The sequence below is a fragment of the Cyclobacterium sediminis genome, from assembly GCF_054781075.1.
In genome coordinates this window covers 151,303-163,871 of the sequence record NZ_BAAGVC010000018.1, presented here as the reverse complement: position 1 = coordinate 163,871, position 12,569 = coordinate 151,303, and the positions used below count along the sequence as shown (strand labels likewise).

The 12,569-nt window shown below is 40.5% G+C and carries 9 protein-coding genes; 6 read left to right on the top strand and 3 right to left on the bottom strand.

Features of this window, described 5'->3' with window-relative positions:
- Positions 1–28: 28 nt before the first annotated feature.
- Genes ACYVHJ_RS16155 through ACYVHJ_RS16135 form a run of 5 tightly spaced genes read left to right on the top strand, consistent with a single transcriptional unit; the run spans position 29 to position 5,077 of the window.
- Positions 29–715 carry a carbohydrate-binding family 9-like protein gene (locus ACYVHJ_RS16155; RefSeq protein ID WP_460516646.1) on the top strand — a complete coding sequence of 229 codons (687 nt, stop codon included), beginning with the start codon at positions 29–31 and terminating at the stop codon, positions 713–715.
- An 11-nt stretch (positions 716–726) separates the two neighbouring features.
- Positions 727–1,974, top strand: a complete 1,248-nt coding sequence (locus ACYVHJ_RS16150) for an amidohydrolase/deacetylase family metallohydrolase (RefSeq protein ID WP_460516643.1) — start codon at positions 727–729, stop codon at positions 1,972–1,974.
- A gap of 55 nt (positions 1,975–2,029) precedes the next feature.
- Positions 2,030–2,557: a RidA family protein gene (locus ACYVHJ_RS16145; RefSeq protein WP_339902262.1), complete on the top strand. Its 528-nt coding sequence runs from the start codon at positions 2,030–2,032 to the stop codon at positions 2,555–2,557.
- A gap of 51 nt (positions 2,558–2,608) precedes the next feature.
- Positions 2,609–3,832 carry an aminotransferase class V-fold PLP-dependent enzyme gene (locus ACYVHJ_RS16140; protein ID WP_460516640.1) on the top strand — a complete coding sequence of 408 codons (1,224 nt, stop codon included), beginning with the start codon at positions 2,609–2,611 and terminating at the stop codon, positions 3,830–3,832.
- 3 nt (positions 3,833–3,835) lie between these two features.
- On the top strand, positions 3,836–5,077 hold the full coding sequence (locus ACYVHJ_RS16135; RefSeq protein WP_339902260.1) for an amidohydrolase/deacetylase family metallohydrolase: 1,242 nt from the start codon (positions 3,836–3,838) through the stop codon (positions 5,075–5,077).
- Positions 5,078–5,311: 234 nt separating this feature from the next.
- On the opposite strand, the gene trxA is transcribed toward ACYVHJ_RS16135, so the two are convergent.
- From trxA to ACYVHJ_RS16120, 3 genes are all read right to left on the bottom strand, one after another.
- Positions 5,312–5,632 (bottom strand): thioredoxin, encoded by a 321-nt coding sequence (gene trxA / locus ACYVHJ_RS16130; protein WP_339902259.1) that lies wholly within the window; start codon positions 5,630–5,632, stop codon positions 5,312–5,314.
- An 87-nt stretch (positions 5,633–5,719) separates the two neighbouring features.
- Positions 5,720–10,006, bottom strand: coding sequence for a DNA polymerase III subunit alpha (gene dnaE / locus ACYVHJ_RS16125; protein ID WP_460516636.1), 4,287 nt, complete (start codon positions 10,004–10,006; stop codon positions 5,720–5,722).
- Between the two features lie 346 nt (positions 10,007–10,352).
- Positions 10,353–12,131: a purple acid phosphatase family protein gene (locus tag ACYVHJ_RS16120; RefSeq protein WP_460516633.1), complete on the bottom strand. Its 1,779-nt coding sequence runs from the start codon at positions 12,129–12,131 to the stop codon at positions 10,353–10,355.
- Positions 12,132–12,325: 194 nt separating this feature from the next.
- On the opposite strand from ACYVHJ_RS16120, the gene ACYVHJ_RS16115 reads away from it, so the two are divergent.
- The gene (locus ACYVHJ_RS16115) at positions 12,326–12,541 is read left to right on the top strand and encodes a hypothetical protein (protein ID WP_460516630.1); all 216 of its coding nucleotides are present in this window, start codon (positions 12,326–12,328) and stop codon (positions 12,539–12,541) included.
- The last annotated feature ends 28 nt before the right edge of the window (positions 12,542–12,569 follow it).

Below are 12,569 nucleotides of genomic sequence, written 5' to 3'. Positions count from 1 at the left end.
GCTGATAGGAGGTCCTAAACCTGAAGCTATGAAAGATAAACAGGCGTCTACTTTGGAATACATTGTGAAATTTGTAAATGCCCCAATTTCCGTTGATGGAAATTGGGACAAACCTGAATGGAAAGAAGTAAAAGCTGCCTCTATTGCACTTCATATGGGACCAAAACCGGAAAAATTTATTCCTAAAACTCAGGTTAAACTGAGGTATGATAAAGAGTATATTTATGGAATATTCAAGGTGGAGGATAAGTTTGTAAAATGTACGGTTCAAGAGGTGAACGGGAATGTTTCAAGTGACTCCTGTGTGGAATTTTTCTTCGCACCGGACACCAACACTCCCTTGGAATATTTTAATTTGGAGATCAACTGCTCAGGAGTACCCTTGTTTCACCATGTTACCAAACCTAGGAAGGAATTTACGGTTTTGAAGCCCGAAGAGATTGGCCAAATAGAAATCGCCCATACCATGCCGGATAAGGTAGACCCTGAAATCACAGAACCGGTAACCTGGTTTATTGAATTCAAAGTGCCTTTGTCTTTATTAAAAGCCCATAGAGAAATCACTGATCCGGCACCGGGAGTGACTTGGAAGGCTAACTTCTATAAAATTGCAGGACGTACAAGTAACCCACATTATTTTACTTGGAATGAGGTGATTAATCATCGTCCGGATTTTCACCTTCCCCAATATTTTGGAAAGCTAACCTTCGAATAAAAACTATACTTATGAAACTATTAAGGCTTACATTTATTTTCTTTATGGTCATTGTCCTTCAGGTCAATGCACAAGATTATGACTTACTGATAAAAAATGGTCGTGTTATTGATCCCAAAAATGAAATTGATGGGGTTATGGACGTAGCAATTAAGGATAAAAAAATTGCAAAAGTATCTAAAAATATCAAGGAAAAGTCAGCGAAAAAAATTATTGATGCGGAAGGGTTAATTGTAACGCCGGGTTTAATTGATATCCATGGGCATCATTTTTTCGGAACGGAATCCCATAGAGATTATAACAATAGCTTTTCTTCAGTGCCACCGGACGGATTTACCTTTAGAGCAGGAGTTACCACTGTTGCTGATGCGGGGAGTCCGGGTTGGAAAAATTTTCAGACCTATAAAGAGCATGTAATCAAACGTTCTAAAACCAGGGTTTTGGTTTTTATAAATATAGTGGGTGAAGGTATGAGTGGCGTGACTACTCGCGAGCAGGACACCACAGACATGAGTCCAAAGATGACGGGTATGATTGCAAGGCAAAACCCGGAAATTATTGGGGTGAAGATTGCACATTTTAGGGGACATGAGTGGGAACCCTACAAAAAGGCTGTACAGGCTGCGGAGATGGCTAAAATCCCTGTAATGGTTGATTTAGGTGGAGCAGATCCTGCATTGCCATTGTCTACTTTGCTATTTGATGTGTTAAGACCCGGTGATATTCTTACCCATATGTATGGGGGAGATCACTCCGGACATGGACCCAAAGAGGGTACCTTGAATGCTGATGGTAAGGTATGGCCTCACTGGTTTGAAGCACAAGATAAGGGTTTGATATTCGATGTGGGACATGGAGGTGGATCCTTTCTATTTAGAGTGGCTGTTCCGGCCACTGAACAAGGGTTTTACCCCAACACCATAAGTACAGATTTGCATATAGGAAGCATGAATGGAGGCATGAAAGACATGTTAAATGTGGTGTCTAAAATGATGAATTTGGGAATGAGTCTTCAAGAAGCGATTACAGCTTCTACCTGGAAACCTGCACAGGTGATTCAAAGAGAAGATTTAGGCCACTTATCTGAAGGAGCAGAGGCAGATTTGGCAATTTTCAAATTGCGTGAAGGCCAATTTGGCTTTATTGATTCTTCAGGGGCCGCATTTAAAGGTTCAAAGAAATTAGAAACAGAATTGACCCTAAGAGCAGGCAGTATAGTTTGGGACCTAAATGGAATAGGAGCCAAAAACTGGGAATAACAAGCCTAAAGATTACTAGATTGACCTAATTAAATTACTAAATATAAATTCAGATATGCTTAAATCACTAGTGTTTTTGTTTTTCATAAGTCTCGTTGCTTTGCCTACCATTAGCCATGCGCAAAGTCCTGAGAAAAAATTGAAAAAAATGGGGATCACTTTAAAAAACCCCGAGCCTTTCAAAGGAAGTATAGTCAAGGCAGTACGGACAGGGAATTTGGTATTTCTTTCCGGCCATGGTCCTGTTAAACCTGAGGGCGGAATGGTTACAGGAAAGCTTGGAACAGAGCTTACCGTTACTGAAGGTAGAGCAGCAGCTAAATTGGTAGGGATTGATTTGTTGACATCCTTAAAAGCTGAAATTGGAGACTTGAGCAAGGTAAAAAAGATTGTTAAAGTCCTAGGTATGGTAAATGCCAGCCCTGAGTTTGATGAACAGCCTCAAGTAATGAATGGCTTTTCTGACTTCATGGTGGAAGTTTTTGGAGAGAAAGGTAGACATGCAAGATCAGCAGTTGGTATGGGGTCTTTGCCTGGTGATATTGCCTTAGAAATTGAAATGATTGTTGAAATTGAAGATTAAGTGTTTATAAGTGTAAAATTTATAAACAGCTGATCTTCCTAAAATATTATTATGATAAGTAGAAGAAAGTTATTGAAAAGATTAGGTGCCCTTCCATTGGCAGGAGGAGTACTAAGCGCAGGTGTTCCCCTTTCTGTGGTGAAAGGAGAAACAATAGAAGAAGCACCCAAAAGGAATGTGATTGAAGAATTGGGGCTTAGAAGTTTTGTGAATGCTGCAGGTACCTATACAGCCATGACCGCATCATTGATGCCGGATGAAGTAATGCAGACCATCAACTTTTCTTCCGATCATTACATCATGTTGGATGAGGTCCAGGATAAAGTAGGAGAAAAAATTGCCGCTCTTTGTCATGCAGAATACGCTACCGTTACAGCCGGATGTTGGTCTGCTATGGTTTTGGGTACGGCAGGTGTGCTTACAGGAAAGGACAGGAAGAAAATAAGCCAACTCCCTGACCTTACCGGCATGAAGTCTCAGGTTCTTGTACAAAAATCTCACAATACAGGTTATGTACATGCGCTAACGAATACAGGTGTTGACATTGTAGAAGTGGAGACTGCTGCAGATGTAGACCGTGCAGTAAATGATAAGACGGCCATGATGTGGTTCTTGAATTATCAAGGTCCATCAGGAAAGATCAAGCATGAGGAGTGGGTAGCTCTTGGTAAAAAACATGGAATTCCTACCATGATAGACATGGCGGCAGATGTGCCACCTGTAGAAAACCTATGGAAGTACAACGACTTGGGCTTTGACCTTGTTTGTGTTTCCGGAGGTAAAGCCATAAGAGGCCCTCAAAGTGCAGGGATCCTTATGGGGCGTAGAGATCTTGTAGAAGCTGCTCGCTTAAGCGCACCACCAAGAGGAGGCACCATAGGCCGCGGAATGAAAGTCAATAAAGAAGAAATTCTAGGCATGTATGTGGCACTTGACACGTATATCAAAAAAGATCATGACAAGGAATGGAAGGAATGGGAAGACAAAATTTCCCTTATTTCCGATGCTGTTTCTGGTATTGAAAGTGTAAGTACAGAGGTGACTGTACCACCTGTAGCGAATCATACTCCATACTTAGAAATTGGTTGGGATCCTGCTAAAATTAAGCTTACTCAAGCTGAAATGAGAGAAAAATTACGCAATGGATCTCCTTCCATTGAAGTGATTGGTGGTGGCGAAAATGCAATTAAACTTACTGTATTTATGCTAAGACCAAAAGAGGAAAAAATCGTTGCCAAAAGAATTGCTGAAGAATTGCAAAAAGCTAAAGCCTAACTTATGAATTTGAGATATAGAATAGTATTATTTTTAATGGTATTTACCTCTGGTGTGGTAAGTGCCCAAACCTATGACATGCTCATTAAGGGCGGTAGGTTAATTGATCCGAAGAATGATATTGATGCTACAATGGATATCGCCCTCAAGGATGGCAAAGTAGCCAAAATAGCGGAATCCATAACAGGAAGCGATGCTGCCAAAGTTATTGATGCTGATGGACTTGTTGTTACTCCCGGCTTGATTGATATTCATGGTCATGTATTTCATGGAACCAAACCAAATCATTACCTAAGTGATGGTTTGACTGCATTGCCGCCGGATGGTTTTACCTTTCGTGTAGGTGTTACCACAATTGTTGATTGTGGAGGTGCCGGATGGAAAAATTTTGAAACCTTCAAAAAGAATGTCATTGAACCTAGCAAAACCAGGGTATTGAGCTTTATGAATATCGTTGGTGAAGGCATGCGTGGGGGAGCCTGGGAACAAAACACAGGTGATATGGATGGCAAACTTAGTGGTATGGTGGCCAAGCAAAATAAACAATATGTTGTTGGTTTCAAGGTAGCTCATTATGGCAGCCGGGATTGGATTCCAATTGACAGAGCTGTAGAAGCAGGGAGAATTGCAGACATGCCTGTGATTGTTGATTTTGGAGGGTCCAATGCCTTTGATCCGCTTTCTATCAAGGAATTGTTTTTCAACCGTTTAAGGCCTGGTGATATTTATACCCATACTTATGCTGAACTAAACGGGGCCAGAGAAACAGTTGTGAATAGAGAAACTCGTGAGTTTGAACCTTTCGTACTAGAAGCACAAAAAAGAGGGATCATCTTTGATGTTGGATATGGTGGAGCAAGCTTCGAATTCAAGCAAGCCATTCCAGCTTTAGCTGCCGGACTTTATCCCAACACCATTAGTACTGACCTTCACACTGGAAGCATGAATGCAGCCATGAAGGACATGCTTAACGTAATGACTACTTTTCTGGCCATGGGAATGGAGCTTCCTGAGGTTATTGAAGCAAGTACTTGGGAACCTGCAAAAGTAATTAAGAGAACTGAATTGGGACACCTTTCCGAAGGGGCTATAGCGGATTTAAGTATCCTAAACATCAGAAATGGTGAATTTACTCAGTGGGACAGAACAGGACAGAAAGTGCCTACCAACCAAAAACTTGAATGTGAAGTGACCATTAAAGATGGTAAAGTGGTTTATGATTTAAATGGTAGATCCATTCAATAATTAAATGTTGCCTTATATAATAAGAAAAAGTCCTTCAATTGAAGGACTTTTTTTGTTTTTTTTTTAGTTCTACCCATCTAAAACAATTGCGTTTATGTTGATCTGCTTACTTAATTTCAGCACTATTTTTTGCAATGGTTTCAATAGAATACCTAAAGTTTTGATTGCTCTTGTGCGGATAAAACCATAGGCCTAGATTTATAATATCTATTGTTTTTATGGGGGGAAATATATTTATACCTGTGCTTCCAATTTATCAGAAAGAACAGATTTAGGAACTGCTCCTACTACTTTGTCTACGACCTCTCCACCTTTGAAAATCAAAAGGGTAGGTATACTTCTAATTCCAAATTTAGAAGGAACGTTCTGATTTGCATCAACATCTAATTTACCGATGGTAGCCTTGCCTTCATATTCTCCTGCAAGTTCTTCTACGATTGGGCCAATCATTTTACAAGGTCCGCACCATTCCGCCCAAAAGTCTACCAATACAGGCTGATCAGATTTGATTACTTCCTCAAAATTGCTATCTGTAATTTCAATTGCTTTTGCCATCTTAATGTAATTATGGTTTTTTATAAAATATATAACTTAATCAGTTTCAACATTAATAAGTTCCAGATCAATGAAATTATTTTTGTGTCAAAGGATTTTATAAGCTACTTCCGGGATTTGATCCAGTGCTTGGATCAGTTCATTGGAAGGATCTACTCGGTATTTTGCAGAGATCAAGTCTAAGGTCAAATTCTCTTTATTGTCAATGATATTGATATACAGTTTTGCATCTCCCTTGTACTTTTGAGTGATGGCCTCTAATTTCTCCATCAATTCGAGCCCCAAGTCATCCATGTCAATATGAACCCGTAATCCCTTGATCATTTTGCCCCGGATCTCATTTAGCAAAGTGATTTGATTGATTTTAAATTCAAATTCAGCAGGTTTGTATTTATTGGGGTGTACTGAACCTGAAATGTATAAAAACCAATTGTGCATAAAATACTCCTTGAACTTCACATAGTCCTCCCCGAATAAGAAAAAAGTGTGGCCTCCATGGTAATCTTCCATCGTAAGCGTGCCGAAAGGTTTTCCATTTTTTGTGGTGCGGTGTGCAAAGGAAGTTACAGCTCCGGCAAGTTTGATTTCTCCTTTTGATTTTAACTGTGAAAGATCGGCTAGCTCCGGTAGCCCAGTATTGGTAAAAGCTTCTATTTCTACCCTAAACTGATCCAAAGGATGCCCTGAAATATAAAGGCCTACAACTTCTTTTTCTATATTCAATTGCTGCAGTTGGCTGAAAGGTTCCATGTCCGGAATGGAAGGAACAGGGATGTCTAATCCTCCCCCACCTCCAAACATGGAGACCTGAGAACTTTCTTCTTCTTGTATTACCTTTTGCGCATATTTAATGGCTTTTTCCAGAAGAGTGGCTTCATTGTCAGGGGCCTCCAGGTATTGTCTTCGATGAAAATCTACAAAACAGTCAAAACCTCCGGCCATAGCCAATACTTCCATGGTCTTTTTATTGACTGCTTTTAGGTTGACTCTCTTTGTGAAAGTAAAAACATCTTTATACAAGCCTTTCGCTTCCCTTTCTTCAATAATGGCATTCACAGCAGCATTACCGGCACCTTTTATTGCGGCCATACCAAATCTTATCTGGCCTTCCATATTTACGGTAAAATCACTCTTGGACTCGTTGACATCCGGGCCGAGTACCTGTATTCCCATCCGTTTACATTCTTCCATAAAGAAAGTTACTTGGGTAATATCATTCATGTTATTGCTCAAAACCGAAGCCATATATTCAGCCGGATAATGGGCTTTTAGATAGGCGGTTTGGTAGGCGATCCATGCATAGCATGTAGAATGGGATTTATTGAAGGCATACGATGCAAAGGCTTCCCAGTCCTTCCATATTTTCTCCAATTTTTTGCTGTCGTGACCCTTTGTTGCTGCTTGATTGATGAATTTTGGTTTCATCTCATCCAGCACATTTTTTTGTTTCTTACCCATGGCTTTACGGAGAACATCCGCCTCACCTTTGGTAAAGTCTGCCAACTTTTGGGAGAGAAGCATCACCTGCTCTTGGTAGACCGTAATACCGTAGGTTTCTTCCAGGTATTCCTTCATGTCATCCAGATCATAGGTGATGGTTTCTAAGCCATGCTTCCGCTTAATGAAACTAGGAATGTATTCCAATGGGCCCGGTCTGTAAAGGGCATTCATGGCAATAAGGTCAGCGAAAACCGTTGGCTTTAATTCCCGCATGTATTTTTGCATGCCGGCAGATTCATACTGGAATATACCTACTGTTTCACCACGTTGAAAGAGTTCATAGGTTTTGACATCGTCAATGGGAAAGTTTTCCGGATCGAGCAAAATGTCATGTCTTTCTTTAATGATGCGTACGGCATCCTTTATTAGGGTAAGGGTTTTTAGGCCCAAGAAATCCATTTTCAGCAGCCCTGCACTTTCCACAACAGAGTTGTCAAATTGGGTACATACCATCTCAGAATCCTTTGCCAAAGCGACAGGGACAAAGTTGGTAATATCATCCGGTGTGATGATGACCCCGCAAGCATGGATACCCGTGTTTCTCACGGATCCTTCCAGTACTTTGGCCTGGTTTATGGTTTTGGAATTGTCGTCATTTCCTTTAGAAATTCGAATCAACTCCAAGGCCTTTTCCAGGTTGTCATTGTTGTTTTTTAGCTTGGCAGAAAGTTTGGCCCTGTCATTGGCCAATTCAAAGAGGGCTTTAAGTTTGATGTCTGTTACTAACTTGGCCAGCCGGTCTGCTTCCGATAGGGGGAGGTTCAGTACCCTTGCCGTATCTCGAATGGCAGACTTCGCCGCCATGGTTCCGTAGGTAATGATTTGTGCTACTTGGTTGGCACCATATTTTTCGATCACATATTCGATGACCCTTTGTCTGCCTTCATCATCAAAGTCAATATCAATATCAGGGAGAGAAACCCTGTCAGGATTAAGGAATCTCTCAAATAGTAAATCGTAAGCAATAGGATCCACATTCGTAATACCTACACAATAGGCAACAGCAGATCCGGCGGCAGATCCACGCCCCGGTCCAACAGATACTCCCATTTCTCTCGCCGCTCCGGTAAAATCCTGAACAATCAGGAAATACCCCGGATAACCAGTCCTTTCGATTGTTTCCAGTTCAAAATCCAGCCGTTCTTTGATTTCATCGGTGATTTCTCCATATCTTTTTTTTGCTCCCTCATAAGTAAGGTGCCGCAGAAATGCATTCTCCCCTCTTTTTCCACCATCTTCATCATCTCGAGAATCAACAAATTCTTCGGGAATGTCATATTTTGGCAATAGAACTTCTCTAGCAAGTTTGAAAGGTTCTATTTTGGATACAATTTCATCGGTACATGAAATGGCTTCGGGTAAATCAGCAAAGAGTTTTTTCATTTCCTCCGGAGATTTGAGGTAAAACTCATCATTCGGAAAACCATAACGATACTCGCGCCCTCTTTTTCCTATGTATTTCTTGGGTTTTTCGACCAGTTCACCATCTTTAACACACAATAAAATGTCATGGGACTTGGCATCTACCTGGGCATTATAATAGGTATTATTGGCAGCAAAATACTTGACATTGTATTTTTCTGCCCACTGGAGCAACACCTCATTTACCTTTTCTTCTTCAGGTATTCCATGCCGATTTAGTTCGATATAGAAATTTTCTCCAAATTGCTCGTGCCACCATACGAAGGCCTCCTCAGCTTGGGTTTCTCCAACATTGAGAATAAGGTAGGGAACCTCCCCCCATAGCCCCCCTGTAGTGGCAATAAGGTCTCCCTTGTACTGCGCCAAAACTTCGCGATCTATTCTAGGTACATAGTAAAAGCCTTCTATGTTTGCATAGGATGCTAGTTTGGCGAGGTTATGGTATCCCGCTTTATTTTTAGCCAATAAAACTGTTTGGTAACCATCGTCTTTATTGGATTTATTTTTCCGATCCCTACATAGGTTAAACTCACAACCTAGGATAGGTTTGATGTCATTGTTAAATGCTTCTTTAACAAAGTTAAATGCCCCCATCATATTACCATGGTCAGTCATGGCTAAGGCAGGCATCCCTAGCTCCTTTGCTCTTTTAATGATGGCAGGGATTTCAGAGGTAGATTGTAAAATTGAAAACTGAGTATGAACATGTAAATGCGTAAAGGGGGTATCCTTTAGGTCTGAGATGTCTGCACGATCAGCCGCTTTTAGGATTTTTTGTGCGGATACCTTTACCTCATCTTTGGCGGCTGCAAAATTTGCCGCGTCCAGATTTGGTGGTTCATAAATGATTGCATCCAGGGAAATTCCCTCAGTGGGCGGCTGTACCCCCTCCTTGATAAGGCCGAAAAAGCATTTTGCAGTGGCATCTACATCATAGGCAGCATCGTGGGCATCACCAAAGCCCTCACCAAAAAGTTTCTGATGCAATTCAAATAAGGTAGGCCATTTAAACTTTCCTCCCTTGCCACCCGGAATGGCGCAGAATTCAGTTGAAATATCCTTGGTATCCAAGGCTTGTTTCTCCAGGTCTACAATTGGGCGTTCGGTTCTCAATAATTCTGCCCCTACAATTGATATATCAAAACCTATATTATGGCCAACCAGAAAAGTTGTTTTTTTGAGATCTTCTTCAAAAATCTCCAGCACTTTTAATAGGTCATGCCCTTCTTTTAAGGCCCTTTGGGTTGAAATACCATGAATTTTTTCCGAATTATAGGGGATAGTAAAACCTTCAGGCTTAACTATATAATTATTATTTGAAATAAGCTTTCCCTTCTCATCATGAAGCTGCCAAGCCAATTGAACCAAACGAGGCCAGTTGTCCAAGTCAGACATGGGGGCATTGTAGTTCCTTGGGAGCCCGGTGGTTTCGGTATCAAATATCAGGTACATATATGTAGGTCGATGTAAATCATTAGTCTATTGTGTACCTTGGATAACGAGGTTATCCAAAGTGGTGATTTATACATGGAATGGCAAGGAGTGTAATTGAGCTTTATCCTTTTATGGATGTCCTGCTTGCCTGATAATTCTTTCTTCAGCTTTATATGTAGTCTTTTGGTAATCTTTTGTTTACCAAAGGAATGGGGGTAAGCCTGGGAAATTCCATTGCGAAATCTGAGTTAAAAATACAGGTAAATAAAGGTTTCTGCCAGTATAATTTGAAAAATATCTAGTGCAAAAAAAAGCCTGCCCACCTTTTATTGGTAGACAGGCTTTAAAGCAACAAAAGGAGTTATTATTTATTGATAGAAAATTTATCAACTGTTTCTCCATCCACATTGATGGTCTCAGCTTTCATGCTTTTTCCGTCAATTGTGATGTATTGATACAAGTGGTCTGCAGGGAATTGAATTTCAGCATAGGAGCCAGTTCCGATGTCTTTATTTTTTCCGGTAGTACCTACAGAGATCCAATAAATCGTTCCATCCTTAGGGCTATTTACAATTTCTCCGTTGTTCAAAGGCTTGGATCGCATATAATAGTGGAAATGTCCTCCCATGACCATGTCCACATGGTATTTGTCAAAAAGTGGTCCCCATTCACCTTGAATGTCTTCATAAGGTTCTACCTCATTGAAAGGAGGAAAGTGAAATACTGCAATTTTCCAGGTAGCATCTGATTCTTTCAATTTTTTTTCTATCCATGCAGTTTGGTCTTCATTGGGAAAAGTAGAGTCAATCATTAGGAAAAGGGTGTTTCCATAATTAAAGGCATAAGACCTTCCGGCCATTTCAGGTGAAGGGCTATCGGAGGGGTAGCTCAACATTTCTTCAAACATCCATGCACCCAAGCCATCTTGGCTGTCGTGATTGCCGGGCACTGCCATCAAGGGTTTTCTGGCGATCGTACTTCCAGCATATTGGAATAATTTATCCCAATCATCCCTGTATAAACCCGTATTTACAAGGTCTCCTGCGATATAATAGAAAGCAATGTCAGGGAATCTTTTTTCTGCTTTTTGAATGTTATTACCCCATACTTCATCAAGGTGCACATCTCCTGACCAAACAAAAGAGAAAGACTTATTTTTATCAGGAGCAGTGGTGAAGGTTTCAGGTGATGACCAACCTGCCTTTTCATTTCCAACGATATAACCATATTTAGTACCTGCTTCCAGTGACCTTACTTTCGCAGTAAACCTATTCATGTATCGGTCATTTTGCAGCAGTCTGTCTTCCATTAGAAATTTTTCTGCCTGTGTTTCCAGCGTATCATTGGTTCCTTCTTTCCAATATCTGACAGTGCCGGATGCTACCGTTTCAGTAGTTCTCCATTGGATGTCCATGGAGGTTTCAGGCGAATCGCTCCATGTAAGAAGAACTTGGTCAGGTATTTTTCTAGTGGGGAAATTAGTAGTTCTAAAGGCATTCACCATATGGGCTTCTCTTGCTCTACCCCTAATGGTTGTTAGCAATTGTTGTCCCTTAAGGGCTTCTGGTACAGAAGTGAGGGTAAGGCCACTCCAGTCATGGTAAGTGAAAGCACCCACATCAAAAACCTCAAAATGTTGTTTTGCCGGAAAGATGGGAGTGATTTCCAATTGGTCTTCAGGATTTTGTGGTGCAAGTCCTAGGAAGTAAACGGGTCGGTGTTTTCCAAAACCATTGATGCCCAAATGAATTTCACCGGCATCAAAATCTTTTTGCCAGACTTCATAGGTATCGTGTTCATTTTGAACTTCCATATCCTTGAGTGCAAACCCCGATGGTTTCAACCAAAAAGGGACTACCTCCTGGCCTTTGTTTCTCATGAGAGATACGGTGGTAGGCACATTGACCTCCATTTTCCAGTATTGAGTCGCTAATGATTCTTTTTCTTCCTCAGTAAGGTATTTTTCGACAAACTCATGTGAAATGGTGTCTAGTTGATTTTTATCCAATTCTTTATAGAGTCTGGTTACGACCCCATCCATGGTTTCTTTTACCGAGGGCAAATTTTTGTCACTGTTTTTTTTTGGTCCGCAAGAATTTAAAATTAAAACTATGCAAGCCAATAATAGTGGTGTGGTTTTCATAATTAATATAATATTTAAGGGCCATTTGTCTCTAAAGGCCGTTTTTTGGTGTCCAACAATATTACGCATTAAATGGAAATCAGGCCATTTTATGTCATTGTTATGTTTGTTAACAATTAATTCATAATAAAAAACAATTATTACAAATAGTCTCTTTTTTATAAGCCATGGTATTTACGGTGGAGGGCATTTATATGAAAAAGAAAAAAGCAGAGGCTCTGATGCAGAGACTTGTACAAAATGAAATTTCGCGACCGGAGTTTGAAGCGCTTTTAGGAGGCTTGGAAGATTCGGAAATGTTGAGCGGTATGGAGGAAAGTATGCGGAAACATTTTGAGAAAGTCCTGAAGGATTATAAAAATGACAAAAGTGAAAATTTTGAAAAACACCAAACAAGTAAATTGAAATAGAATAAAAATAATAAGGTGTAGAGGTCCT